The sequence below is a fragment of the Archangium lansingense genome (assembly GCF_026626635.1).
GTDB lineage: Bacteria > Myxococcota > Myxococcia > Myxococcales > Myxococcaceae > Archangium > Archangium lansingense.
Genome location: NZ_JAPNKA010000001.1, coordinates 4205799 through 4231918 on the forward strand (window position 1 = coordinate 4205799; position 26120 = coordinate 4231918).

Consider the following 26120-nt stretch of genomic DNA (forward strand, 5'->3'; position numbering starts at 1 on the left):
CCCCGTGCTCCCATGGCCGCCAGCCCTCAAGCCCACGTTTACGTCCTGGCGCTGATCTTCCTTGGCGCGGCAGTTGTTGCCGTGCCTCTCTTCCGCAGGCTGCGCCTCGGCTCCATTCTTGGCTACCTCGCGGCGGGGCTCGTCATCGGCCCCTTCGGGCTCGGACTCTTCTCCGATTCCACCTCGGTGATGCACGTCTCCGAGCTCGGCGTCGTGCTCTTCCTCTTCGTCATCGGGCTGGAGCTCAACCCCTCGCGGCTGTGGGACATGCGTCGCGACATCCTCGTGCTCGGCACGGCGCAGGTCGTCCTCTCCGGCCTGCTCACCATGCTCTACCCGCTCCTGGTGGTGGGGCGCTCCTGGCAGTCCTCACTCATCGCGGGGCTCGGGCTCGCCCTCTCGTCCACGGCGCTCGTCATGCAATTGTTCGGAGAGCGCGGCGAGGTGCAACAGCCCCACGGCCAGAAGGCCTTCGCCATCCTCCTCATGCAGGACCTGGCCATCGTGCCGCTGCTCGCGCTTGTGGCGTTGCTCTCCCCGGTGCATGTGGACGGGGGGGACCCGATATGGTTGTCCGCGGCGAAAATGCTGGGCGGCGTGGCCGCGGTGGTGCTCACGGGCCGCTATCTGCTCAACCCCTTCTTCCGGCTGCTCGCGAGCTCGGGCGCCCAGGAGGTGATGACGGCCGCCGCCCTGCTCGTCGTCATCGCGGCGGCCACGCTGATGACGTACGTTGGGCTGTCCGCCGCGCTCGGTGCGTTCCTGGCGGGTGTCCTGCTCGCCGAGTCGAGCTACCGGCATGAGCTCGAAGCAGACCTCGAGCCCTTCCGGGGGCTCCTGCTCGGGCTCTTCTTCATCTCCGTCGGGATGACGGTGGACCTCCGGCTCATCGCGCGCAACTGGCCCCTGCTGCTCGGTGCGTTGGTGACGCTCACGGTCATCAAGACGTCGGTGGTGTATGGGCTGATGCGGCTGCTGAGCAACAGGCACGACGTGGCCATCCGTACCGCGCTGCATCTATCGCAGGGCGGCGAGTTCGGCTTCGTCTTGTTCTCCACCGCGGTGGCCGCCAAGGTGATGGTACAGGAGCAGGCCACGTTGCTCGTCGCGCTCGTGACCCTCTCCATGGCGCTCACGCCGTTGCTGGCCGCGCTCGCCCCGAGGCTCTCTCGTACGCGCAAGGCACCCGAGCGCGAGGAGCACTTCGAGGACGCATGCGGCTCCGTGCTCGTCATCGGCTTTGGGCGGTTCGGGCAGATTGTCTGCCAGCTCCTGCTGCCCGAGGGCATCGATGTCACCATCATCGACAACAACGTGAAGATGATCGAGGCCGCCGAGCGCTTTGGCTTCAAGGTCTACTACGGCGATGGCACGCGGCTGGACGTGCTTCGGGCCGCGGGCGCGGAGCGGGTGCGGCTCATCTGCGTGTGTGTGGAGCGACAGGAGGCCGCCAACCGCATCCTGGAGCTGTGCAGGACGTCATTCCCCCTCGCACGGCTGTACGTGCGCGCGTTTGACCGCGTGCATGCGCTGGAGTTGGTGGAGCACGGCGCGCACTTCCAGATGCGTGAGACCTTCGAGAGCGCCATCGCCTTCGGGCGCGCCGCGCTGGAGGAACTGGGACTGTCGCAGGAACACGCGGCGGAGGTGGCGGAGGACACCCGCCGGCGCGACCGCGAGCGCTTCGCCCTGCAGTTGCAGGAGGGGAAGAACCCTTTGGCGGGCAGCGACAAGCTCTATACCCGCCCCGTCCCTCGCCCCGAGCCGTTCACGAATCCCCAACGGCAGGGGGTTGCACTGAACCCGACCACCCGGGAGGAGGAGACGCCCGAGCAGAACACGAAGGGGGATGGCGACAATCCGCCACGCTGAGGGGTTGAGGCGTCGTGCATAGCGGAGAGCCCCCTGCCTGGGCGAGCGAGCGTTCGGGCGATCCTGCACGGTAGGCAGCCGTGGCGCCCGGCTTCCTCGGAGTGACTCTTCACGCCGTCACAAGTCATCCCCGCCTGCTCCATCACTGCCGAAGGCACCCCGCTTCCCCGACACATCGAGAAGGACCTCCCCGGCTCGGGGACGGGTGCACTCACACTCAAAGGAGGACGTGATGAGGAAGCCCGGTAAGAAGACCTTCATCGACTACGAGCTACCCGCGAAGGACCTGGAAGGTGTGCGTGGCGGACGCCCGGATGTCACGACAATGGCGGTGGGCGAGGAGGGTGGTCCAGTCACCACCATGGCGACGGGAGAGGAGTGCGGGGGTCCGATCCTCACCACTCTGGCGATAGGCGAGGAGACCGGTGGCCCGAAGTAAGCCACCGCGCTCCTCCCTGTCCTGCGGTGATTCGCGCCAGCGGCGGGGCCTTCTCGGGCCCAGGTCCGCTGGCGCGGGCCGCTCAGCGCACCTGCCAGGTCCCATCCCCGGCGCGCTCGTAGCGTTTCCCGCCCGGCAGCGCCCCGTAGAAGAGCACGTCCTTCATTCCTGCGACGGACTGTCCATCGAAGATGCCGAGCTCCCCATCCGGCGTGAAGGTGAGTCCCAGCTCGGTAGCGGAGAATCTCACGCGCTCGTTCGGCGCCAGCGTGCGCTCTGGGAGCACGGTGCCCTCGGGCGGGCCATATGACGGCGGCGCCTCGGGCGTCTGGGCCGGAAGCTCGGGCCGCAACAACTCGGGGATGCTCCGCCGCAGGTTCGTGGTCAGCACCATTCCGCCGAGTGACACCGGCTCGGTGCCCCGGTTGCGCAGCTCCACCCAGCCCTCGCGGGCATCCAGCGCCTCCAGCACCAGCCCGGGCTTGCGCGTGCGGTAGCGCTGCAGTTCCTTCAGGATGAACGCGCGGCGCAGGCGGACGAAGTCCCTCATCCAGAGGCGGCCCTTCTGGAACTTCGCGTTGTCCATGTAGGGATCATTGGCCATGTGCGGCGCAAGGAGCGCGTGCAGCTTGTCGATGTGAGCCCCCATCACCTCCAGGGTGAAGAGCTCGTTCAGGGCCTTGTCGAGCCGGGCCACCAGGCGCTCGCGGAGCTCCGGGTTCACCACCACGCGAGTACCCAGGTTGTTGAACACGGGGAGGTAGCCCGGGTGGACGCTCTTCCGGTGGAAGTACCGCGTGGCCACGGTCTGGTCGGTCAGGGTGAAGCCGAAGAGGGTGTGTTTGTAGAGGGGCACCTGGTTCTGGACGACTGGAATCTCGTGCCACCAGCGCGCGTCCACGTTGTTGAGGTCCCACGGCACGTACACCCAGCGGCCCGTCACCCGGTCGTGGATGAAGTAGCTCTCCGAGTCCTCGACGTAGTTGTTGGCCATGAGCGCGTCCATGACCATGGCGCGCAGGTACCACTCCAGCTCCAGGTGCTGTTCCAGCGCCTCCGGGAGCTCCGGCTCGGGCGTGCGGTTGATGACGTAGAGCACCTCGTCGAGCGTGTCGTCGGGCTCCTTCTCGTTCGTCTTCTTCGTCCAGTCTCCCTGGTAGGGCACCTTCCACGAGCGCAGCTTGAGCTCCGTGTCCTTCCAGCCGGCGCGGTAGATGGTGGCGTCGTCGTCTGGGAACTCGTGGGCGCGCAGGAAGGACTTGTTGACCTGCTCGATGTCCAGGAAGGGCCCCTCGTAGCGTCCGTTGATGCTCAGCCGCACGTACTTCGTGCGCGGGGCTGGGATTCGCATGGCGGCCAGCAGGTCATAGGCGAGCTTCTCCGCCAGCAGAGAGGCGTCCTGGTATTCGGCGACGAGGTTGAGCGAGTTGCGTCCCTCGAAGCGCGTTCCGTCCTCGAACTTCACGTTCCAGCTCTTCTTGGGGAAGTCGCGAGCGGAGGCTCCTCGCAGGCGCACCTTCACCGGATAGCTCACTCCCGCGTGGCGGAAGATGGCGTCTTGCTCTGGCGTGTACTTGTTCGTGAGGAACATCTCCAGCACACCCGGGGGCATGAGGAGCTCGTAGTCCTGCAAGGACTCTTGTACCGGCGGCAGGACGAAGACTCGCTGCTTCTCGGGCTCCGGAGGAGGCGGCGGCGGAGGTGGTGGCGGTGGGGGTGGTGGGGGAGGAGGCGGCGGCGGGTCACCTGGCTGCGAATCAGGCTGTGGGGGCTGGGGAGTGATCGGAGTGGACCTCTGTTCCCCATCCACGCCCACCGAGGGCGGAGCGCTGACCTCGGGGTCACAGGCGAACAGCACGACAGCTGACACGCAGCAGAGCAGATGGGCGAATCTCATCGCAGCGGGTCCGAGCAAGGCGGATGCCCAGCCCTGAGGGGCCGTTTCGTCCAATGGCCGATGAGCCGGGCGCGCCGGATGGAAAGTGCGTTCCCCTGGGTGGGGCAATTCTTCCCTGCTCTGGGCCTCCGAGTACCCGCTCAGCGGCAGCCGGCGGCCGAGGCAGGCAGCGGGGAGCCGAAGCGATCCAGCCATCCACGCTCTCGCCACTCGTCCCGGCGGACCTCTACCGCGTGCGATAGATCACGCTCGAAGCTGTCGGCGAGTGCGGTGGCAAGTGGCGCATCCTCGACGACGAGTGCCCCTTCCTCGAGCAGCGCGCTCGCGTTCGGCTCCAGGTTGTTGGAGCCCACGGCAGCCAGTTGCTCATCCACGACGAGTGTGCGGGCGTGCAGCGGCGCGGAACGGTACTCCCAGAGGCGCACACCACTCTCCAGCAGGCGCTCGTAGGTCGAGCGCTGGGCGGCGAGCACGCCCGCGGTGGCCTCGTCCCCGGGCACCAGGATGCGCACGTCCACGCCCGCGCGAGCCTTGCGGATGAGCGTGTCCATGGTAGCGGCGGTGGGAACGAAGCAGGCGTTGGTGAGCCATAGGCGGCGCCGGGCGGCCGCCATGAGCACCTGCACCATGCGCTCGGAATGGCTGAGCGAAGGCGAACCGGTGCTCGCGATGAAGCCCGCACGAGCCTCGCCCCGGGGCTCGAGCGTGGGGAATGCCGACTCCGGGAGCAGCCCTCCGCCCGCCTCCAGCCAGTCCCGAGCGAAGGCCTGTTGCAACTGGCGCACGGCCGGGCCCTCGACATGGACATGGGTGTCCCGCCACGCCGGTCCTACCCCCGTGCCTCCGGTGAGGCCGCTGCGCCCATCGCGGATGACGAGCTGGCGATGGTTGCGCGCCTCCAGCCGCTCGTCGTCGAACACCACCACTGCGCCCACGAAGGGACGGAAGGAGCGGACGTCGCAGCCGGCCTGGACGAGCCGAGGCCCCACGGTGTCCTCGAAGCCCGGGCTTTGAATGGGGTCCACCAGGAGACGGCACACCACGCCTGGCTGCCGCTCGGCGAGGGCACGCAGGAGTCGCTCCGAGGGCTCGCCCGGCTGCCAGCGAGAGATGAGCAGGTGGATGGACTCGCGGGCCTGGCGGATCTCCTCCTCGAAGGTCTCGAGGATACGGGCGTCCTGTACCAGCACCACCAAGTGGCCTGACCGCAGTCCCACGCCCACGGACTGGTACAGGGCGAGCGAGAACTCTGGCCCCGAGCCTGGGAGGTCCTCATGGACGCGCAGTGCTTGAGGGTAGTCGCGGTGGATGCAGGCAGTGCCGAGCAGGCAGGCGAGCAGGATTCGAGGGAAGCGATTCACGGCGGGCAAGCTAGGCATCCGCCGGCGCGCTGAGCAGGGGAGGGGTGGGGGCTGGCAGGCAGACGGCAGGGCTCAGGGGGCTGTCATGACTCGTCTGCGCGCGCATCCCTACCTTCGCACAGATGGCCTGCCAGTCTGAAGGGAGGCGAGATGGAGTCCTGGAACCGGATGTCGACCGATTCGGTGCGTACCCACACGCCGGATGGGGTGAACCGGCGGATTGATGCGCGCGTGGAGAAGTGCGTCCAACACATGGCCGAGCACATGGATCGCGCCGTCATCAGCCGCTACCTGGAGAAGCTGGAGAAGGAGTGGGACCTGAACCGGGTGGTGACGGTGGCGGCGTCCGCGGCGACGGTGCTCGGGCTGGTGCTGGCGGCGAAGGATGGCCAGAAATGGAGGATCGTGAGCGGGGTGGCCGCGGGGCTGCTGTTGCAGCACGGCGTGCTCGGCTTCGGTCCGCTGGCGGAGCTGGTGAGGGCGCTGGGCGTGCGGACGCGGCGGGAGATGGACCTGGAGAAGTTCGCCCTCAAGGCGTTGCGAGGCGACTTCGAGCGGATTCCCCATGAGGGGGGCCCGCTGGCGCGAGCCAACGCCGCGCTGGTGGCGGCCCAGTCCTGAGCGGGCCGGGGTGAGGGTTGAAGTGCCCCCACCCCGAGCCCATGACGGCGAGCCCGTTACAGCGAGCCGATGCGTGGCCCGCCGAGTGTCACGGGAGGCGCGGGCGCCTTCTTCGTGGACGTCTTGGGATGTCCCTTGAAGAGGTACCCCTCGAGTCCGGCGAGGCCGATGGAGAACTGTGTCACCCACCTGTCGGCTGGCCGGCCGGCGGGGGCGTTGATGTCGAACGGGTAGGCGAAGTGCAGGCGCAGGAGGATGGGGCCGAGGCCCACGTTGACGCCCACTGCCGTATTGAGCACGCGCCGGTTCCACATATCCCGGGCCGAGCTACCCACGCCACCCGCGTCGAAGCCTGCGACACCCATGAGGGTGTTGAGGAAGGCGATGCGAATGAGCGCATCCAGCGGCACACGCAGCTCCAGGGTGGAGTACAGGTAGTGCTGGCCGAGCAGCCACTGCTCGTTGCCGAAGGGGATGCCGCGGATGGTGTCGAAGCTGGAGAGGTAGAAGGACTGGGCGAAGCGTCCGCCGAAGGTGGTACCCGCTCCGCCGCGCAGCATGACGTGGGTGCTGCCCAGGGGAATGGGGAAGTAGCGCTCGGCGTCCAGGCGCAGGCTTCCGTAGATCTCCCCGTGGAAGGGCTGCACGCCGGTGGTGACCTCGCTCAGGAACGAGGTGCCGGAGATGGGCACGCCCGTGTAGTGGTAGCGCAGGGTGTTGTAACCGAAGGCCAGCGAGCCCTCCGTCTGGAAGCGCATGCCCGGCCTGTTCCGGATCCACTCCGAGTAGATGTCGCCGATGCCGTTGATCTCCTGCAGGTTGAGGAAGAAGGAGGTGGACGGATCCAGGAAGTACGAAGCTCCGCCGATGCTGAGGTTGCCCTCCAGGAAGGTGAAAGTGCTCAGCGGGTAGCGTGCGAGGCCGGTGGTGCCAAAGAAGCGCTCACCGGCGACGAGCGCGTAGTAGGGCAGCTGGTTGCGGTACTGGCTCAGGGTCTGGTCCACGCGGAAACGCAGGGACTGGAAGAGGCCCAGGCCGTACATGGTTCGCTTGGACTGGTTGATGTACATCAGGTAGCCGTCGGTCAGGTCGAACGAGCCGTACACAGCCACCTGCAGCATCATGGCGTGGTTCTTCATCCGGTCCGTGGCCGAGGCGAACACCTGGCCGTAGAAGCCGCCGCCGCCCGCGCCGGCGAAGCCCATGATGGGGCCCAGGTCGATGTTCTCTCGGGTGAAGGGCTTGTACGGCTCGGCTCCCACCAGTGAGCGTTGGGGCAGGGGGCTCGGGGGAGCCGTGTCGGCCTTGTTGGCTACCTGCTCCACACTGAGGTTCATGAGCTGCTGCGAGCGCATCAGGGCCGGCTTGCGCTCACCCGACACGTGGTAGAGCAGCCACAGGTTCCCATCCGGTGCGGGGCTCGGCTCGAAGAGGCCGGTGGCCACGTCCGTGCGCCGCACGATGCTGCCTCCGCCGGTGTACTCGTGCAGGTCCGAGCGGCTCTTCTCGAAGGCCACGAAGAAGAGGCGGCCATCAGGCGTCACCGTCGGGTCCGAGTGATCTCTCGCCTCGCTGGTGAGGCGCTCCACCTGGTCGGCCTTCTCCGGCTTCACCCGGAAGAGGTTGTAGTAGCCGTGCGAGGTGGCGTCCGAGGTGAAGACGATGCCCGCCTGGCCCCAGGTGAGGCTGCGCTCGGCGTACACGTCATGGGTGAGCTGCCGGGGCTCCACATCCAGGCCCTGGTCCATCGGCAGCACGTACACGTCGCGCGTGCCCGACTCGTTCAGTCCGATGAAGGCCAGCTGCTTGCCATCCGGCGAGAAGGCCGGTGAGTACGCGGCGATCAGCCCGTGGTCGGCGAGCTTGTAGGCCACACGCTCGCCCAGCTCGAAGCGCACCCTGTACGGCGCCTCCTTGCGCAGCCCGGAGGGGTTGTTCATGTAGGGGCTGCGGCCCACCGCCGGCAGCGTCCCGCCCAGGGAGATGGGCTCGGCGGAGTGCTTGAAGGCCTGGACGTAGAGGATGTCGCGCGACAAGGACTCGGCCACGAAGACCAGCCTGTCGTCCGTGAGGGCGAAGTTGCGCCCGAAGATGGGGTGCAGCGACTCGTAGCCCGGCACTCCGTCGCCCTGCACCTTCACGCTCTCCATGGGGGAGCGCGGATCCACGATGATGAGCTGGCTCTGGCCCGTCTCGGGGATGATGCTCCGGTACATGAGCAGCCGGCCATTGGGCGAGCTGTTCATCGAGGTGACGATGCCCTTGCGCTCGCGCAGCATGTCCATCTGGGGCGTGGACTGCTCGGCCTTGAGATAGGTGCGGTAGGCGCGCTGCTTGAGCCAGGCCTCGAACTTCGCGGCCACCTTCTGCGGGTCATCCCCGGTGAGCATCTCCACCAGCCCCTCGAAGGGCAGGTTCGGCGTCCCGGCCGTGCCGGAGATGAGCTTGGGCGAGTTGTCGATCACCTTCTGGATGAAGCCCTTTCCATACGTCTCCTCGAGGAACTGGCAACGCGCCTGGCCCACCTTGTAGATCCACAGGAAGCCGTAGGGCCCGGGCGACCAGAAGTCGAGGAAGGCGTACCCGCGCATCAGGTCCGGGTTGATGAGCAGATCTCTCACCATCATCTCGCCTTCGGGATCCAACCCGCCCTTGGCGTAGAACTCGGCCAGACCTTCGATGAACCAGAGCGGAATGGCGTTGAGCGGATCCCCCGCCACCTTGGCCTGCTCCGCCAGGAAGCGGACCTTCTGGATGGTGAACTGGTGGGCCATTTCGTGGGAGCTGATCTCCCCGAAGAGCCGATGGTCACCCAGGTAGGGCAGGGCCAGCTCCAGGTTGCCCTGGGTGCTGGTGACGCCCAGCGTTCCCTCGGACACCGCGAAGACGTTGGTCTGCAGGAACTCCTGGTAGCTGCTGTAGAGGATGTAGGGGAAGGTCTGGGTGGGGACGAACTGGAAGCGGTCAACGAGGTAGCGGTAGGCCTCCTCGAGCTGAGGCGCGGCGTACTGCGCCACGTTGCGTTCGCTCTCGTAGAAGTAGAAGCGCACGCCGCCGCTCTTGGTGCCCAGGGACTTGGCGTAGGTGGGGCCAGCGTCTGGCGTGCCTCCGTCCGCCGACAGGGCAATGGGGACGTAGAGGTCGCTTCCGGTGGCTACCGGCGTGCCACCATCCGGACGGTTGTTGTCCACCACGGGAGTAGGGCTGCCCGGCTCAATCGACTCCATGGAGCTGCCACCCGTGCCCTCCTCGCCCTGCTTTCCGCTCTTGGGAGGCTGCGTCGCGTCGGCGGTGGGGACACCCGGCGAACGCATCTGCGTGGTGGGGGAGGCGGGACCCGGGCCACCCGGGGCGCCGGGCGGCTGCATGTGGGCCCGGTGGGCCGCTGGGGAGGCTATGCCCTCGGCCTCGGGCCCGACGAGGATGTCCAGGTGCTTCCACTCGAAGTCATAGGTCTGTACCCGTGACCGATAGGCACGGCGTGGGATGACATAGACCTGGGCCAGGGCCGCCTCTGAGAGGACGAGGGCCAGCAGGGCGGCGGTGAGAAGACGTCGATTCACAGGAGCGACCTCCCGGGTGGGGAGACGAGGGACTGAGCGAACCTAGGTAGGCTCCCATATATAGGCGAGTGGACGGCCGAGCGCTTCGATACGATTGCTCAGCGTTGCACGTCCCGGCCCCCCCGGGTGTTGGGTGAACCAATGCTTTCTCCTGGCCCTGGTGCCCGGTATGGATGGCGCATGAACCGTTCTCTGGTTGTCACGGTGGGGGCCCTGCTCCTCGCCGCTCTCCCTGGATGCCCGCGCACGGAAGAAGAAGTGAAGCGCGATTGTGAGCCGGAGGCCTTCGAGCTGTCCGCATGTGACCGGTCGGGTTTTGCTGCCCTGCAGGCGGACGGGGTCTGGGCGACCAATGTGACGCTGGAGGGCTCCGACACGCCGTCCGTCATGCTTCTGTCGTCCGACTTGTCGAAGTCCCTGATCTTCGGGGGCCCGCTCACGGTGCGCACGGTGGAGGGGGAGACCTTCTTCCTGGCCAGTGACTACAATGGCGCTTACGCGCCCGTCCGCATCGCGCTCGCGGGCTGCCAGGCTCCCACGCCGAACCTGGTGAAGGGGGAGTTTCGGCGGTGCGTGGACGGGGAGATGGACCTCCAGGGGACCTTCGAGGCGACGCGCATCCAGCGGCCCGCAGGCGAGCAGGAGTCGTCCGGGGTGGAGCTCGTGTCGGAGACGGCCCTGCCGCGCGGCTCGCCGATGGATGTCTTCGTGGCGGATGGGTACGCCTACGTGACGGCGCTGACGGGCGGCCTCTTCGTCTACGACGTGAGGGAGCCAGGCAAGCCCACGAAGGTGGCGGAGATCACCCCGACGAATGACACCTGGTACCGCTCCTGGGTGAGGGGCCAGACACTCTACATCTCCAGCAAGACCGAGGGGCTCCTCGTCTATGATGTGAGCACTCCCGCGGCGCCCAGGCGGCTCAAGGCCCTGCCGGAGTCGGCTACGGACCTGCAGGGCTGGGGCCTGGTCGCGGACCAGAACCGGCTCTACATGATGTCACCCACGCCCAAGGCGGAGATGCTCATCTTCGATATCTCCAAGCCCGCGGAGCCCTCGCTGCTGACGCGCTACTACGTGCCCGACAGTAACTCCAGCGCGGGGGAGATCCCCGTCGAGGCGGCGGTCCTGAACAACCGGCTCTACATCGGTCACTGGCGGTACGGGCTGGCGGTGGTGAACGTGGCGGATGTGAGCAAGCCGGAGGCCCTGGGGCACTTCGGGTACGACAAGGCCACCAGCCGCCCGGTCGCGGTGGGGGTCATTGGAGACCGAACGGTCGCCTTCGAGGCGAGCGAGGGCTGGGGCTCCCGGGTGCGTGCCCTGGACGTGTCGGATGCTGCCCACATCACCGAGATAGGCCGGTTCGAGATGGGGCAGGGGTCCACGGTGGTCGGTTTGACGCTGGTGGGGTCAAAGTTGTACGTGGCTCATAACCAGAACGGCCTGCGTGTCCTGGACATGTCCAACCCGAGCACACCTCGGCAAATTGCCTACTACAATACGTGGCGGGAGACGGATTCAGGCCGGGGACGTGCGTTCCTGGACGGCCTCAGTGCGGTGAAGGTGCCTGGCGACGGGTACCTCTACGCCACTGAGACGTCGCGGGGGTTGCTCGTCTTCCGTGAGCAGTGAGTGAGGCGCATGAGCCAGACCGTGTCGAAGTCGTGTGAGCGGTGCCAGACCCTTCCAGAGAAGCTGGAGCTGGAGGGGCCGGGCCGGCTCTTCCTCTGGCTGCCGCTGGGCCACAGCTACGGGAAGTTGGTGCGACAACTGGGAGACTCCGGGCGGCAGCATCACGCCATGCCGGAGAACCGGTGCGTGGCGGTGCGGCTGGAGGGCGCGCAGCTCAGTGCCTTCGTGGCCGACGTCATGGGCGCGCTGACGGGCGAGGAGTCGCGTGCCACGCGCGCACTCTTCGTCGAGGGCGAGGCCGAGCCGGGGTTGGGCGACTTCCCACGGGTGGGCTCGCTGCCGCAGCTCTTCACCATCACGCGGTCCGGGTGGCTGGTGGACATGCTGGCCGAGAAGCGTGTCACCAGCCACTACCAGCCCATCGTCCATGCGAAGGACACGCGCCAGGTGTACGCCTACGAGGCGCTGCTGCGCGGCCTGGAGCGGGACGGGTCGCTGGTGTTCCCCGGGAAGATGCTGACGCTGGCGCGCGACGCGGATCTGCTCTTCCAGCTGGACCTGGCGGCGCGGCTGTCCGCGGTGCGCGAGGCCTCGAGGCTGGGGCTGAAGGTGCCGCTCTTCATCAACTTCACGCCCACGGCCATCTATGATCCGGCGTTCTGCCTGCGCTCCACGGTGGCGGCCATCGCCGAGGTGGGCATGCCGCCGAGCAACGTGGTCTTCGAGATCATCGAGTCGGACCACACGCCGGACGCCAATCACCTCAAGTCGCTGATTGCCTACTACCGGCAGGCGGGCTTCCGGGTGGCGCTGGATGACTTGGGGGCGGGGTACTCGTCGCTGAACCTCATCCACCAGCTGCGTCCGGACATCATGAAGCTGGACATGGAGCTCATCCGGGGCATCCACCAGGACACCTACAAGGCGTCCATCACGGAGAAGCTGCTGGAGCTGGCGCAGAAGCTGGGCATCCTCACGGTGGCCGAGGGCATCGAGACGCCCGAGGAGCTGAGGTGGGTGCGCGAGCACGGAGTGGACTTCGTGCAGGGCTACCTCATCGCGAGGCCCGCGAGCCCGCCGGTCATGTCCACGCCGCACATCTACTGATTGACGAGCGTGGCGCTCGAGCGCTGGAGGCTGAATCGCCAGGCGGTGCGGAGCTCGAAGCCGGCGTCCTGCAGGTTCAGGCGGGCCCGGTAGATGTCGCGCTGCGCCACCGCCTGCTCGGCGGCGGCGAGCCGGTAGAGGGCGCTGTCGATGAAGCGCACGGTGTCGCCCCAGCCGCTCTCGGCGGCGGTGGCCAGGGCCTCGGAGAGGTCCTGCCGGGCGTAGGTGAGGGCTGGGCCGACGGAGAAATCGCCCTCCTCGAGGATCTGGTCCGCGGTGACCATCCACCGATAGCCGCTCTGCAGGCTCGCCAGGCGTTGTTGCCGGAGCGCTTCCAGTGACTGGGCGCGGGCGCTCTCGGTGGCGTCCTGCTGCTCCAGGGATTGGAGGCGGTTCTGGTCCTCCTGCTGCGCGGTTTGCTGGGCCTCCAGCTCGGCTTGAAGCAGCTCCACCTGGGCGCGGAGCTTTTTCACCTCCAGCTCGCGGGCGGTGCGCTCCAACTCCTCGACGGTGGGTGCCTCCTGGGCCGGCTGTGCCGCGGGCTCGACGAGCGGAGCCTCATCCGGCGTGGCCGAGGGAGAGGGGGTTTGTCCGAGCAACAAGGTCAGGGAGAGAGAGAGCCAGCCAGTCATCTCCCCAAACGTGTCCACAGACGGACGAACCGGTACATCCGGGAGGACGAGCCTCCGTACGACCGTCCGAGGGGCGAGCAGGCGAACCGCTCGCCCCGGTCAGACGTTCCGCATCAGCCCTCGAAGGTGTCCTTCATGCGGGAGATGGCGGCGCTGGCCATCTGCTCGATGGTCTGCTTGAACATCTGGTTCACCATCGTGTGCTTGTAGGCCGTCTTGTTGGCCTGCTCGTAGATCTGCGACTGGTTCGCGTTGGGGTGATCCTTCAGCCACGCGGCCATGTCCTTCTGCACACCTTCCAGGGCGCGGCCCTTGAAGTCCTTGCCCAGGCTCTCGAGCGTGTGCGCGTACTGGGCACCCTTGTCGCCCAGGAGCTTCACGAGAGACTCGGCCACCTGCTCCTTGGTGGAGTTCTTGTTCGCGCCAATGTTGTAGCTACCGCCCGACAGCAACTCCTTGGCCGTCAGCGCACCCTGATCCTTGAGCTCGCTCGTGCTGGGCGCCTGGGTCGTGCTGGCCGTACGGGCCGTCGAGGCGGGAGCGACATAAGGCCGGTTGTTCACGGGGCTGGTCATGGGGCACCTTTGGGAAAAGACACGACTGCTTTGAGCCCATTATCGTCCGGTCCCCGGGAAAGTTGCGCGGGAGGGGGGGTGAATTGTCCTCGTGCCCCCGGCGGCAGCTCGAAAGTCCCCTGATTCCAGTGGGTTAGCTCCTACCCCAAGTGGCGGTCAGTACCTCATGGGCCGACCCCTCAGAGGTCGATGCGCAGGCCCACGCCTGCCTGGACGGTGGGCGGGGCGACGACGAGGGGCGGTATCACCTGCCCGCCCATGCTCATGGCCGGCAGATCGAGCGCGAAGCGGAACTCGCCGCCCTTCTGGCCGTAGTTGACGGCGACGAAGGCCTCGACGCTGAGGTAGCGCAGGGCCCGGTGCGTCACGTCCAGGCGGGTGATGAAGGAGCGGTCGGAGAGGTTGCCCAGGTTGGACAGGATGAAGTTCGTGTCGTCCCAGGAGCCCGGTCCGGCGAGCAGGCCGTAGACGGCGGCGTAGTGCTGGCCCAGATAGAAGGGCTGAAACTGACCCTGGAAGATCAGATAGGGGTAGACCAGGGAGGTGGGGTAGCCCGTCGAGTTGTAGAAGTACTCGACGCCCACGGTGGCGGTGTCGTTCTCCGAGTAGGCGAACGTCCAGGTGGCGCCGCCGCTGAGCTGCGGGGTGTAGCCGTCCGGGTAGTACGCCTCGATGGGGAGCGCGCCGAGGTCGGGAGGCAGGCCGCCATTGCCCTGGACCTGGCCGAGCAGGTCGCTGAAGGAGACGCCCGTGGGCAGGCGGTACAGGGGCGTGTCGGAGCCCCTGCGGAGGGCGATCTCTCCATAGATGTCGATGGGGCCGAGGCCAGAGGAGAAGTCGAGACCGAAGCGGGGCTTGCGGCCGCGCTGGAAGACGGCATCGATGCCCAGCTCCGCGGGGCCGAGCACCACCTCGGCGCGAGCCGCGCCACCCACCTGTCCGAGCGTGTTGGCGGGGCCGGCGTTGTCGAGCAGACCGATGGCGTAGAAGTTCCAGCCCTTGGCCTCCCAGGGGACGTGCACCTTGAGCATGGTGGCGCCGGTGCGCGCGTCGAAGAGGGCGAGCGGATCCCTTCGCTGGGGGGTGAGGAAGTCGGTGGGGTTCCAGAAGCGCGCGGTGCCCCACTTCACGTGCTGCTTGCCGGCGGTGATGAAGAGCGTGCGGCCCAGGTCGAAGCGCAGCCAGGCCTGATCCAGCAATACGCTGGGGGCGGCAGTGACGGTGGTGGGTGAGGACGTCCCCGCCGAGGGGATGAGGCTGCCCGAGCCTTCCCTGCGAGTTGGGTCGAAGGTGAGTCGTCCAAGCACGAAGCCGCGCAGCCGGTCGGTGGGCCGAGCATCGAAGTAGCCGTCCACCAGCATGGGGGTGGAGACGGAGGTGTTGCCGAAGGACACCCCCTCGTTCCCCTGGGTGAAGGCGCGCAGGTAGAAGCGGCCGCCAATCTTCAGCGGGTCCTCGACGGCCTCTTCGGTATCGAAGGCGTTGGTGGCCGCGGGGCCGCCGAGCGCCTGCGCGTCCCGGTCCTGCGGCTGAGCATCTCCGGCGCCAGTGGCCGCCGCGTCCTGGGGGGCGGCGGGAGAGGCCTCGGTAGAGTCCCCGGTAGAGTCCCCGAAGAGGGCACTCTCATCGGGGCGGGTCGCATCCGCCGGAGTGGGCGTGGTCTCCTGGGCCTCCGGAGTGTCACCGCCGAAGAGGTCGCCCTCGCTGGGGCGCTCCTGGGCGAGCGCAGGCAGCGCGGCGAGGACCGCGGCGAGCGCGAGGGTGGCGCGGGTGCTCATCGGCTTTTGCTCTCGAGCCAGGCCTTGGTGAAGATGTTCTCCTCGAGCGCGTGCAGGTCCACGTTCTTCACGACGATGGTGGTGGAGTTGGCCTTCTCCACCTCGTCATAGAAGCGCATCTCCTGGGGGAACCAGACGTCGGCCTTCTTGGACTCGCTGAAGACCTTCATCCACTTGGGGAAGTAGGCGGTGCGCATCAGGCGGCCGGAGAGGGCGTACTCCTGGCGCTTGAGGATGTTGGACGTGTCCTTGTCCACCCACAGGTGCACCACCGGATAGGCCACGTCCACGCCCTGCTTCGCGTTGAGGACGAGCTTCCAGGCGGTGAACTTGCCGAGCTTCTCCTCGCCCTCGAGCTTGCCGTCGTACTCCTCGGCGAGGCGCGACTCGTCGAAGTCAGCGCGGCGGCTGTCGGTGCCCGCGATGCGCTCGCGCTCGGTGCGACGCTCCCACTTACCGGTGGTGGGATCGTAGCTCCAGAGGTTCTTCTCCAGCCGCAGGTAGCCCTTGCCGGCCTCGCCCTTGGGCTTGGTCATGAGGATCATCAGCTGATCCTTCGCGTCGCGGCGGTACACCACGGCCTCGCGCACGACGTCCGTTTTGTCCTTCTCCTTCTGCTCGATGTACATCAGCGACTTGTAGTCACCGCCGTTGCGCTGGCGGTCATCGAGCGTCTCCAGGAGCTTCTTGAGCTCGGCCGGGTCCTTCATGTCGGCCCGGACGGAGGGGGCGGCGAGGAGCACCGCGGCGAGCACGGCGCCAAAGAGGTTGCGCAGGGTCATGGTCATCACCCGATGTGGTGCATCGCCGTGACGGGCTTGAGCCTCGCGGCGAGGTAGGAGGGAATGAGCGAGACGAAAGTGGTGCACAGCGTGATGACGGCGACAGAGCCGGCCACGGCGGACGGGTTCACCACGAAGCGGAGCTGCTCGGACATGATGATGAGCTGGACGGCCATCGGCACGGTGATGTGGGCGGCGTTCAGACCCAGGCACACTGCCAGCCCCAGGGCCGCGCCGCCGAGCGTCCCGAGCAGCGCCAGCATGAAGGCCTCGAGGAGGAACATCAGCATCACATACCCGCGCTGCATGCCGATGGCGCGCAGCGTGCCAATCTCCCGGGTGCGCTCGCGGATGGCGATCCACAGCGTGTTCATGACGCCCACGCTGATGATGATGAGCAGCAGGACGAGCAGTCCCACGGTGAGCCAGTTGAGCGCCGTTACCGACCAGGTGATGAAGGAGATCTCATCCTCCCAGTTGGTGATGTCCAGCCGCTGACCCGTCCAGGCCTCGCGGTTGACGGTCTCGAACTTCATGAAGAACGGGTTGGGGTTGTGGTCGAGCACCTTGTACTCGAGCTCGGGCAACCGCTTCATGAGGCGGGCCTGGACGGCGGAGACGTTCGCGGTGTCCTTGAGATAGAGGTGGATGGCGCCGGTGGCGTCGTCGCGCATCTGGTAGAGGCCGCGCAGGGTGGCGTTGGGCAGGTAGCAGTAGATGGAGCTGAGCATGCCCACGTTGACGGCGATGGCGGCCACGCGCACGTCCACGGTGTTGCTGGTGCCTCGCATGGTGGGGGAGGAGAGGGTGACGGTGTCGCCCACCTTCACCTCGAGCTTCTTGGCCTGCTCCTCGAAGAGCAGCAGGGTGTTGGGCTGTGCCAGGTCCTCCAGCCGGCCCTCGCGCATGATGAGGGCCTTGCGGAAGCCCGTCTCGGTCTGGATGTCGATGCCACCCAGGACGAGATCCATGGAGCTGGTGTCGCTGACCACCTTGGAGTAGCCGCGGCCGCGCTGGACCATGTAGTCCAACTCGGGGACCTCCTTGAGGAGCTTCTCCTGGAGGGCGGGGACGCCGGTGACGACGGGCGCGGCCTGGCCCGCCGTCACCTTGTAGAAGCCGGCCACGTTGACGTGCCCGGTCATGAGCGTGGTGGCGGTCTCCACGGTCGTCGTCTGGATGCCGTTGGACAGGCCCATGAGGACGACGAGCAGCGCGGTGACGCCGGCGATGGCGCCGCCGAGCAGCAGCGTGCGGCGCTTGTGCGAGCCCAGGTTTCGCAGGGCGATGAGCAGGAGCTGGGTCATGGCTTCACTCGTCCGTCTGCATCGCCTGAATGGGCGAGACCCGGGTCGCGAGGAACGCCGGGTAGAGGGTGGAGAAGGCGGACACCCCAATCACGATGACCAGGGCGGTGACGATGTTGGAGGCCTGCAGGGTGGGGAAGAGGCGCGGGCCGGAGAAGAAGAAGTACATCGACTCGTGGAACGCGGGGATGCCCGCGGAGCCGAGCCCCTGCACGGCGAGGGTCCCCAGCAGCGCGCCCACCGCGCCGAACACCAGGCCCAGCACCATGGTCTCCAGCAGCACCATGCCCAGCACGAAGCCGCGCTGTGCCCCGATGGCCCGCATGGTGCCGATCTCCCGCACCCGCTGCAGCGTGGCCATCATCACCGAGTTGTTGATGATGACCACCGCCACCACGAAGATGATGAACACGGCCGCGTAGAGCACCAGCTTGGCCACCAGGATGATCTGCCCCACGAGGTCCGACGCCTGGTGCCAGGAGATGACCTTGAGCGGCAGCCCGGCCTTCTTCGCCGACTCCTGGAGCTCGACGATGGTCTGCTCCAGCGTATCCGGGTCCTTGAGCATCACCGCGGCATGGAGCACCACGCCGTCGTCAATGTCCTGCTGGGTGTACTTGCGCAGGGCCAGCTCCAGCTGGTGCCGGGCCTGGGAGGCGCCCTCGAGCTGCGCGTCCTCGTCGATGGTGCCCGAGGTGGTCTCCGCCACCAGGGAGCTGTCATCGCCGAAGAGGGCGTCATCGAGGTTGTCGCGCTTCACCTCGGTCACGCCGCTGGCCGCCTGGAGCTTCGCCAGCTCGTCCTTCTGGTCCGCCGTCATGTAGCCGTACAGCTCACGGAAGGTGATGAGGTCCACCAGGTTGATCGAGCCGGCCAGCTGAGACTTCTCCATGCCGGAGAACTCGTAGGTGCCGTACACCTTCACGTTCGCGCTCCTCGAGTAACCCGTGCGCGTGAAGGCGGTGATGGGCAGCTCGTTCCCGAGCCGGATGCGGTAGAGGTTCAGCAGGGGCGCCAGCTCCGAGTAGAACTGCTGGTAGCGCGTGTCGAAGTTGGCGTCGTCCATGGTGAAGAACGACACCAGCAGCTTCTCCAGGTCCTTCTCGTCGCTCCCGAGCACCTTCTGCAGCCGTGCGATGGCCTGCTCCGTCTTGAGCGGATCCAGCTGGAAGAGGATCTCCCGCGTCTGGGTCTGGTTCTCCTTCAGCCGGCGCTGGAGGTCGGGGTCTTCGGCGATCTTCTTGTGGTTGATGGCACGCGCCTCCTGGATGATGTCCAGCCGGCGCGCCGCCTTCATCTTGAAGAACTCCTCGTAGGTGTACTTGGACAGCAGCAGGCCGCGCTGGCCCTCGGGCACGGCGGTGCCGTCCACGATGCGCATCCGGTCGAAGGTCTTCTGGAAGTTGACCAGGTCGGTGCCCAGGTAGCGCAGGGGGACCATGTCTCCGTCCGTCACCAGCGGGGCGATGCGGTTCTCCAGGAACTCGAGCGAGGTGAGCGCGTCCTTCTCGAAGTCCTCCCAGAACTCGGGGGAGCGGGCGCGTTCCAGGGCCTGGAGGTCCGCCGGATCCATGGCGTTCTCAGCGGCGAGGGCATTGCGCCGCTCCAGGTCCTTCTCGAGCAGAGCGATCATCTGGCGCACGTGCGACTTGAGGCTGTCGATCTGCGCGCGCAGCTCCGGCGTCTCACCCGGAGCGGCCTGCTTGTAGAGGTCGCGCAGGCGCGCCAGCGTCAGGTCCACCGTGTTGCCGGACATCAGCATGGTGCTGTTGGTCCCCATGGGGACCACCGTCTTCACGTTGGGGTGCTGTTCCAGCACCTTCTTGATGTCCGAGAACTTCTCGATGACGCGCAGGTCCGCCTCGCCGCCCATGTTCCCGTAGAGCGCCAGCGAGTCCTTGGACTTCTCCGAGTACACCTGGATGTGGCCCGCGACGCTGCCGATGATGCTGCGGCTCATCGACGCGTCCAGGCTGTCCACCACCGCGCCGCCCACCACCACCAGCAGGGTGCCGAAGAGGATGATGGCGCCGACGATGACGTTGATCCAACTGGCGAACAGGTTGCGGAAGGCCACCTGCACCAGCAGCTTGAGCTGTCCCATCTAGTGAGCCTCCGCACCCATGGCCCTCTGGGCCTCCGCCGGGGTGATGCGGTCGAGGATCTTCCCGTCCGCCAGGCGCACCACCGCGTTCGCGTGGTTCATCACCTTGGTGTCGTGGGTGGAGAAGATGAAGGTGGTGCCTTCCTTGCGGTTGAGCTCCTTCATCAGGTCGATGATGTTCTGGCCGGTGACGGAGTCGAGGTTGGCGGTGGGCTCGTCGGCGAGCACCAGCTTGGGCCGGGTGACGAGCGCGCGCGCCACCGCCACGCGCTGGCGCTGGCCACCGGACAGCTCGTTGGGACGGTGCTTCGCGTGCTTGTCCAGGCCCACCTGCTCCAGCAGCGTCATCACCCGCTGCTGGCGCTCGGACGCGCTCAGCTTGCGCTGCAGCAGCAGGGGGAACTCCACGTTCTGGTAGACGCTGAGCACCGAGACCAGGTTGAAGCTCTGGAAGATGAAGCCGATGGTGTGCAGCCGCAGGTCCGTGAGCTGCCGCTCGGTGAGCTTCTTGGTGTCCTGGCCGTCCACCATCACCACGCCCGCGCTGGCCGTGTCCACGCAGCCAATCAGGTTGAGCGCCGTCGTCTTGCCGCTGCCGGACGGGCCCGCGATGGAGATGAACTCGCCGGGGTACACCTCCAGCGACAGGCCTCGGAGCGCGGGCACCTGCACCTTGCCCAGGGTGTACGTCTTGGTGACGTCGGTGAGGGAGACGATCGGCCTGGAGCCGGTACCGGATACGGCGGTGAGCTGGGTCATGGCGGGTTCGGTCCTTTCCGAGACCGGGGAAGGGGGTGGATGCTAGCGGGAGGCGCTCCGGCGCTGACGCGGGGAGGGCGAGGAAGGGGTGGCCTGGTTGCCGGGCTTGCGGGCGAAGCGTGCGCGCCAACGCTCGGCCGCTCCTGCCAACTCCTGGCGGTAGAAGTCGCAGAACTCCACGGCCTCGCGCAGCTTGTGGCGCTCCTTCAGTCCGGGCATGGCGAGTGCGTCCTGGCACAACTGGCTCAGGGCGTCCATGGCGGTGACGGCCATCTCGAGCCGATGGTCCCAGCCCGCGCTGTTGAAGACGTAGTAGTGGCGGCGATCTCCCGGAATGCTGGCGGGATCCACCAGGCCGCCGGCCTGCAACTGGCGCACATTGGTGGACACCGAGGCCGGGCTCACCCGCAGCAGCCTGGCGACCTCGCCCAGCGCGAGCGGCTTCTCGGCCAGCAGCAGCAACCCGAGGATCCGGCCGCCGATGCGCGGCACACCCTGGCGCTCGAAGAACAGGCCCATCGATTCGATGAACTGCTCTTCCTCGGCGCTCAGCCCATCCCGACGCATGCGCGGCTTCTCCCGGAAGGGAAGTCGCGCCACCATGTACTGGCGTCAGGACGTTCAGTCAATACTGAATGGACTGATACCTGGCCCCACACGGCACGAGAGGGCTCGCGGCATCGAGTGATGTCGCGAACCCTCTGAGTGCATCCCCATGGGGGACCTGGACGGGACTACTCCTTCACATCGCCGGCGCCGCCCACGTCGCCGGAGCCGCCCACGTCACCGCCCATGTCCTTGTCCTTGTTGATGTCCTGGTCCAGGCCCGAGCCGCCCATGTCCTGGTTGATGCCCGTGTCGTCTTCCAGGCCGCTGCCGCCCGTGTTGGAGACGTCCAGCGAGATGCTCTTGGCCACGTTGTCCGTGCCCTTGATGTCGAAGCTGGCGCGGACCTGCTGGCCTTCCTTGAGGTCCTTGACCTTCTTGACGTTCGGATCCGCGAACTGGGTGTCCTTGTCGATCTTCACGGGGATGATGCCGTTGTCGGTCCGCAGGTGGAGCAGGTTGCTGCTGCTCTTCACCACGGTGCCGGTGACCTGCTTCTCACCCGTCATCATCTGGCCCTGCATCTGGCCCTGGGTTCCCGAGCCGCCGATGTCGCTGCCCATCTGGCCGCTGCCCTGGGTCTGCTGGTCCTTGTGCTTGTCGTCGTTGTTGGCCAGCGCCACGCCAGAACTCAGCATCGCCACGGTCGCCAGCAGCCCCACAATCTTCTTCGTCATGAGATGTGTCTCCTCGTCAGGCGGTGGCCGTGCCCCCCATGGACGTGCCCCCCGCTGGGCAAAAGCTAGGTGCACTCTGGGTAGCGGCCAGGGTGGGTCCGGGAAACGGGCGTGCTTGAGCCCTCCCCGGGCGTCTCTTCGTGGCACGCCGCCTCGTTCGTAGGGCAGGCGGCTTGAACACGGAGGGGCTTTTCCCCTACCGTCGAGGCATCCGACCGCGCTGGCCTCGAGGCCGGCACTGACAGGAGTCCCTTTTTCACCATGCCCCCCCCGTCCAAACAGCAGCCCGCGCCCGTTGCCGAGCCCCTGCCCACCCCTTCCTTCCCCGCCATCGAGTCCTTCATCGAGACCGCCTCCGCCGAGGAGGTCCGGTCCCTCTTCTCGCCGGTGAAGACCGAGCTGGCCAACCTCAAGGGCCCCAAGGCCGAGCACGCCAAGAAGGCCCAGGCCGCCATCACCCGCGCCGAGGAATTGCTCGGCGTTCTCCTGGAGACGCGCGAGCGGCTCGTGACCGAGGCCAAGTCTAAGGGGCGGAGATAATTAGGTTTTTTGGGGGGAGCGCCACTTTCCGACGGATCACACGCAACTGTGCCGGACGATCACCGATAATTCAGGAAAAGGGAGCGCAGGACCCCCCAGTGCTCCGCGAAGACTTGGCCGTTCCATCGCCTGGAGAGGAACCATGAAGATCGACAGCAACCTGAACATGCCCCGGATGTCCACCAACCTGACGACGGCGCGCCAGACCCCCGACACGAGCTTCGCCGCTCGCGTGCAGAACGGCGTGGGCACCGCCGCCAACATGGTGGCCGGTGGCGTAGGCGTGGTGGCCAACATGGTGCCCGGTGGCTCCGTGGTGTCCGCGGCCGTGTCCTCGCTCACCACCTTCAGCAACACCAGCGGCTCTGGCTCGGCCCCCTACTACGGTGCGGCCATGGGCTCCGGCGCTGCCCCCATGAACACCACGCTCAACAGCGGCGGTGGCTCGCTCGTGTCGGGCTCCACCTCCATCTCGGCTGGCGGCGGCAACAGCGGCCAGGTCAGCATGCCCGGTGGCGGCAGCGGCGTTGGCTCCGAGTTCAACCCCGAGATGCAGAGCATGTTCGCCGAGCAGAAGAAGCTGCTGGGCCTGCAGGTCGCCATGCAGAAGGAGAACCAGGTGTTCAGCACCATCTCCAACGTGCTGAAGACCCGGCACGACTCGGCGAAGAACTCGATCGGCAACATCCGCTAGCGCACGTCGCTGGCGGTCTCACGGGCCTGGCGCCCCGGGGAGGACGAGGCCTCGTCCTCCCCACGTCCGGGCCGGAAAAGGAAGCAGACGTCACATGGCGGAGACTTCGGAGATCTCGGGCAGCCTCGTGCCGCTCGCCAGGCGGGAGGCGATGATCCTCCTCGAGGCGGGCTATCTGTGGCTGGACATGGGCCAGTTCGACAAGGCGCGCGAGGTCTTCGCGGGCGCCGCCGTGCTGCTGCCCAAGAGCGAGGTGCCCCAGCTGGCGCTCGGTTCGCTCGAGTTTGCCCAAGGCCGCCATGACAAGGCGCTGCAGGCCTATCGGGCTGCCCAGCGCCTTGCGCCCAGCTCCGGCTTGCCCCGGGCTCACGTGGGCGAGGCCCTGTTGTTCATGGGGAAGGTGCCCGAGGCTCTCAAGGAGCTGAAGGCCGCCATCGACCTGGATGCCGATGGAGATGGGGGACGGCTGGCCCGGGCCCTCATCGACGCGAAAGAGGCGGGGGCCCTGCCTCCGCCCGCGGCAAAGAAGTAGACTGTATTGACAGGAGGAGATGCCGATGTCGGTCGGTGGAGTTGGACGAGGGGGCGGAAAGGGACGTGCTGGAGGCGCCAAGGGCCCCTCCGGCAAGGCTCCGGCCGGCAAGGCAGGGCCCGTGTCGTTTGGTGGTGGCGTGGATCGCACCGCGGGCCTGGTGGGCCCGTCCGGCGCCGTGGGCTCCGGCAACGTGCAGGGGCCCCAGGCCTCGGATCCCATCACCTCCCAGGCGCTCGCCATCGCCAAGCAGCTCAAGAACGGGGACTTCAAGAACAAGGAAGAGGCGACGCGCAAGCTCGTCGCGGAAGTGCTCAAAGAGAAGCTGCGGATGAAGTCGTCGGCCCTCACCAGCAAGATCGCCGACGCTCTGCAGGATGACCCCCGACTGAATCAGGCCCTCGAGCGGTTGTGGTCGAAGGCCGAGTGAGCGGCGCGCTTGGCTCTCGGCGAAGACAAGAAGGTCCTCCTGGAGAAGTACGGCCCCTACGTGCGGTCGCTCGCGTCGACCGTGCGCAGGCAGTTCTCCGCCCAGCTGGAGCTCGATGAGCTCATCGCCTACGGCCAGATTGGCCTGCTGGAGGCGGCGGATCGTTTTGATCCAAAGGTTGGGGCCAACTTCCTCACATTTGCCCACTACCGCATCAAGGGCGCCATCTACGACGGCCTGCGCAAGATGGGGGTTCTCAAGGGCGGCGACGCGCGGACCTCCTACATGGGAGAGCGCGCGACGGCCTATTTGGGAAATCTTTCGGATCGCGAGCAGGGAGGAGGCAACCGCGGGGGGTCCATTGACGATGATGTCATGGAGATTTCCAACGCGGTGGCGGGGCTGGCGATGGTGTTCGCGACCAGCCTCGAAGGTGCGGATGGCCTGGGGTTCTCGGACGAGTCCCTGCCGGCAGATCAGCGGCTGGAGCTCGAGCAGCAGCGGTCGAGGTTGAGGACGGCCATCGAGAAGTTGCCGGAGAAGGAACGCCGGCTTCTGCAGGGTTACTACTTCCAGGGCAAGACGCTGGAAGAGGCGGGGGCGGAGATCGGGCAGTCGAAGAGCTGGGCGTCGCGGCTGCACGCGCGGGCCATTGAGCGGCTCAAGGAACTGTTGAACGAGGAGGACTCATCCTCCCCTGAGGATTCAAGGAGGCAGTCACATGGCGGGTCCGATGGCCGGCGTTTCAGCGGCGCAGATCGCCCAGCAGAAGTTGCAGGATCAGGGCGCGCAGCAGGTCAACAAGCAGGGAGCCTCGAAGTTCGACGCGGCCCTCGCTAACAAGGCTCAGGCCGCGGGTGGGCCGGAGCAGGTACAGGCCACCCAGGCCACTCAGGCGACCCAGCGCGCCGAGCAGATCCGCCACACCGAGTCCGTCAGCAAGACGGAGAAGGCGGCGCTCAACAAGGTGAACACCGCCGCTCAGCAGCCCGCCACCGCGCGCGGCGCCGAGGCCGTCAACGGCAAGCAGGAGGCCGGCAAGGTCGGCAACATGCTGTCGCACGTGGTGGGCGAGCTGGAGAAGGGCCAGGTCAACATGGAGAAGCTCATCCAGGCTGGCGCCTCCGGAAAGACCTTCTCCAACGCGGAGCTGCTGTCGCTCCAGGCCGGCATGTACAAGTACACGCAGGAGCTGGACCTGACGAGCAAGGTCGTCGAGAAGGCCACCAGCGGTCTGAAGGACACCCTGAAGACCCAGGTGTAGCGAGCAGCCAGCCTTGGCTGGTTCTCACCCGAAGGGCGTCTCCTCGAAGCGAGGGGGCGCCCTTCCGCGTTTTCCAGGCTGTTTCGGGGTTGGCTCTTGTTGGGACCGACGTCGGGCATCTAAGCTAGGCGCGCCCATGACGCTCCGACCGTACGCGCTCGCCGCCCTCCTCGCTCTCGCGGTGGGGACCGGCTGTACCATCGACCTGCAGCACGACCTCACTGAACAGGACGCGAATGAGATCTACGTCCTGCTCAGCAAGAACGGCATCGCCGCCACGAAGATGAAGGAAGAGGGTGGCAACGAGCTGCGCTTCCGGATTCAGGTGCCCAAGGCTGATGCGGCCCAGGCCGCTGATCTGCTGCGCGCGTACTCGCTGCCGCGGCCGATGGAGAAGGGCCTGAACCACTTCGCCAAGGGCGGCATGGTGCCCACCGCCACCGAGGAGCGCGCCATGTTGCTCAAGGCGCTCGGTGGCGAGGTCTCCAACGCCCTCAACCAGATTGACGGCGTGCTGGAGGCCCGGGTCATCGTGATGATTCCGGAGAACAACGACCTGACGCAGCCGGAGAACAAGCCGGAGCCGTCGTCGTCGGTGTTCATCAAGTACCGGCCGGGCCTGAAGAACGAGTCGCCCATCAAGCGCGAGGACGTGCAGCAGTTCGTCGCCACCGCGGTGCCAGAGCTGAAGCCGGCGGCGGTGACGGTGCTGCTGACGCCGGCGCTGGCGCCCGACGCGGAGGTGGGCCCGGAGAGCCGCCTGCAGGACGTGTTCGGCATGCGGATGACGGCCTCCAGCGTGAGCCAGTTCCGGATGATGGCGGGCGTGGCCGTGATGGTCATCCTGGCCGCCATCGGCCTGGCGGTGTGGCCGATGCTCCGGGGCGGTGGTGCCGCTCCCGCCGCGGCCCGGTCTCGTAAACAGTGATGTAGGTACCCTCCGTC

At 67.0% G+C, this 26120-nt stretch carries 24 protein-coding genes; 12 read left to right on the forward strand and 12 right to left on the reverse strand.

What is annotated here, in order from left to right:
* The first annotated feature begins 12 nt into the window (after nt 1-12).
* Together OV287_RS17150 and OV287_RS17155 are read left to right on the forward strand one after the other, a co-directional pair.
* Nucleotides 13-1872 (forward strand): monovalent cation:proton antiporter-2 (CPA2) family protein, encoded by a 1860-nt coding sequence (locus tag OV287_RS17150; RefSeq protein WP_267535111.1) that lies wholly within the window; start codon nt 13-15, stop codon nt 1870-1872.
* 232 nt (nt 1873-2104) lie between these two features.
* Nucleotides 2105-2311, forward strand: coding sequence for a hypothetical protein (locus OV287_RS17155; protein ID WP_267535112.1), 207 nt, complete (start codon nt 2105-2107; stop codon nt 2309-2311).
* An 82-nt stretch (nt 2312-2393) separates the two neighbouring features.
* Here OV287_RS17155 and OV287_RS17160 read toward each other — a convergent pair whose 3' ends face one another.
* Both OV287_RS17160 and OV287_RS17165 read right to left on the reverse strand, forming a co-directional pair.
* Complete coding sequence (locus OV287_RS17160; protein ID WP_267535113.1) at nt 2394-4208, reverse strand: CotH kinase family protein; 1815 nt, start codon at nt 4206-4208, stop codon at nt 2394-2396.
* Between the two features lie 140 nt (nt 4209-4348).
* Nucleotides 4349-5569, reverse strand: a complete 1221-nt coding sequence (locus tag OV287_RS17165) for a phospholipase D-like domain-containing protein (protein ID WP_267542357.1) — start codon at nt 5567-5569, stop codon at nt 4349-4351.
* Nucleotides 5570-5737: 168 nt separating this feature from the next.
* Here OV287_RS17165 and OV287_RS17170 point away from each other — a divergent pair, with 168 nt between their 5' ends.
* Nucleotides 5738-6190, forward strand: a complete 453-nt coding sequence (locus OV287_RS17170; RefSeq protein WP_267535114.1) for a hypothetical protein — start codon at nt 5738-5740, stop codon at nt 6188-6190.
* Between the two features lie 56 nt (nt 6191-6246).
* Here the strand turns inward: OV287_RS17170 and OV287_RS17175 are convergent, their stop codons facing one another.
* Entirely contained in the window at nt 6247-9753 is a 3507-nt protein-coding gene (locus OV287_RS17175) for a tolB protein precursor protein (protein WP_267535115.1), read from the reverse strand.
* A 180-nt stretch (nt 9754-9933) separates the two neighbouring features.
* Here OV287_RS17175 and OV287_RS17180 point away from each other — a divergent pair, with 180 nt between their 5' ends.
* Entirely contained in the window at nt 9934-11388 is a 1455-nt protein-coding gene (locus tag OV287_RS17180; protein ID WP_267535116.1) for an LVIVD repeat-containing protein, read from the forward strand.
* 9 nt (nt 11389-11397) lie between these two features.
* Entirely contained in the window at nt 11398-12495 is a 1098-nt protein-coding gene (locus tag OV287_RS17185; RefSeq protein ID WP_267535117.1) for an EAL domain-containing protein, read from the forward strand.
* Here the strand turns inward: OV287_RS17185 and OV287_RS17190 are convergent.
* From OV287_RS17190 to OV287_RS17230, 9 genes are all read right to left on the reverse strand, one after another.
* Nucleotides 12489-13127 carry a hypothetical protein gene (locus tag OV287_RS17190; RefSeq protein WP_267535118.1) on the reverse strand — a complete coding sequence of 213 codons (639 nt, stop codon included), beginning with the start codon at nt 13125-13127 and terminating at the stop codon, nt 12489-12491. The two genes, OV287_RS17185 and OV287_RS17190, sit on opposite strands and share 7 nt — an antisense overlap.
* Before the next feature lie 113 nt (nt 13128-13240).
* Nucleotides 13241-13702 (reverse strand): hypothetical protein, encoded by a 462-nt coding sequence (locus OV287_RS17195; RefSeq protein WP_267535119.1) that lies wholly within the window; start codon nt 13700-13702, stop codon nt 13241-13243.
* Nucleotides 13703-13881: 179 nt separating this feature from the next.
* Nucleotides 13882-15480 carry a hypothetical protein gene (locus tag OV287_RS17200; protein WP_267535120.1) on the reverse strand — a complete coding sequence of 533 codons (1599 nt, stop codon included), beginning with the start codon at nt 15478-15480 and terminating at the stop codon, nt 13882-13884.
* Complete coding sequence (locus tag OV287_RS17205) at nt 15477-16262, reverse strand: outer membrane lipoprotein-sorting protein (RefSeq protein WP_267535121.1); 786 nt, start codon at nt 16260-16262, stop codon at nt 15477-15479. Before OV287_RS17205 ends, OV287_RS17200 begins: the two co-directional genes overlap by 4 nt.
* Before the next feature lie 5 nt (nt 16263-16267).
* Complete coding sequence (locus OV287_RS17210; RefSeq protein WP_267535122.1) at nt 16268-17569, reverse strand: ABC transporter permease; 1302 nt, start codon at nt 17567-17569, stop codon at nt 16268-16270.
* A 4-nt stretch (nt 17570-17573) separates the two neighbouring features.
* Nucleotides 17574-19673: an ABC transporter permease gene (locus tag OV287_RS17215; protein ID WP_267535123.1), complete on the reverse strand. Its 2100-nt coding sequence runs from the start codon at nt 19671-19673 to the stop codon at nt 17574-17576.
* On the reverse strand, nt 19674-20432 hold the full coding sequence (locus OV287_RS17220) for an ABC transporter ATP-binding protein (protein WP_267535124.1): 759 nt from the start codon (nt 20430-20432) through the stop codon (nt 19674-19676). It abuts the gene before it with no gap.
* A gap of 42 nt (nt 20433-20474) precedes the next feature.
* Nucleotides 20475-20999, reverse strand: coding sequence for a GbsR/MarR family transcriptional regulator (locus OV287_RS17225; RefSeq protein ID WP_267535125.1), 525 nt, complete (start codon nt 20997-20999; stop codon nt 20475-20477).
* Between the two features lie 167 nt (nt 21000-21166).
* Nucleotides 21167-21715: a hypothetical protein gene (locus OV287_RS17230; protein WP_267535126.1), complete on the reverse strand. Its 549-nt coding sequence runs from the start codon at nt 21713-21715 to the stop codon at nt 21167-21169.
* Nucleotides 21716-21976: 261 nt separating this feature from the next.
* On the opposite strand from OV287_RS17230, the gene OV287_RS17235 reads away from it, so the two are divergent.
* The 7 genes from OV287_RS17235 to OV287_RS17265 all read left to right on the forward strand — a co-directional run bounded on the left by OV287_RS17235 (nt 21977) and on the right by OV287_RS17265 (nt 26103).
* Complete coding sequence (locus tag OV287_RS17235; RefSeq protein WP_267535127.1) at nt 21977-22255, forward strand: hypothetical protein; 279 nt, start codon at nt 21977-21979, stop codon at nt 22253-22255.
* A gap of 142 nt (nt 22256-22397) precedes the next feature.
* Nucleotides 22398-22949, forward strand: coding sequence for a hypothetical protein (locus tag OV287_RS17240; protein ID WP_267535128.1), 552 nt, complete (start codon nt 22398-22400; stop codon nt 22947-22949).
* Between the two features lie 94 nt (nt 22950-23043).
* Nucleotides 23044-23481: a tetratricopeptide repeat protein gene (locus tag OV287_RS17245; protein ID WP_267535129.1), complete on the forward strand. Its 438-nt coding sequence runs from the start codon at nt 23044-23046 to the stop codon at nt 23479-23481.
* Nucleotides 23482-23506: 25 nt separating this feature from the next.
* Nucleotides 23507-23911 carry a hypothetical protein gene (locus OV287_RS17250; RefSeq protein WP_267535130.1) on the forward strand — a complete coding sequence of 135 codons (405 nt, stop codon included), beginning with the start codon at nt 23507-23509 and terminating at the stop codon, nt 23909-23911.
* 9 nt (nt 23912-23920) lie between these two features.
* A complete protein-coding gene (locus OV287_RS17255) occupies nt 23921-24751 on the forward strand; it encodes a sigma-70 family RNA polymerase sigma factor (RefSeq protein WP_267535131.1) in 831 nt (276 codons plus the stop codon).
* Nucleotides 24633-25175: an EscF/YscF/HrpA family type III secretion system needle major subunit gene (locus OV287_RS17260; RefSeq protein WP_267535132.1), complete on the forward strand. Its 543-nt coding sequence runs from the start codon at nt 24633-24635 to the stop codon at nt 25173-25175. The genes OV287_RS17255 and OV287_RS17260 overlap by 119 nt, the downstream gene beginning before the upstream one ends.
* 136 nt (nt 25176-25311) lie before the next feature.
* Nucleotides 25312-26103, forward strand: coding sequence for a type III secretion protein (locus OV287_RS17265; RefSeq protein WP_267535133.1), 792 nt, complete (start codon nt 25312-25314; stop codon nt 26101-26103).
* The last annotated feature ends 17 nt before the right edge of the window (nt 26104-26120 follow it).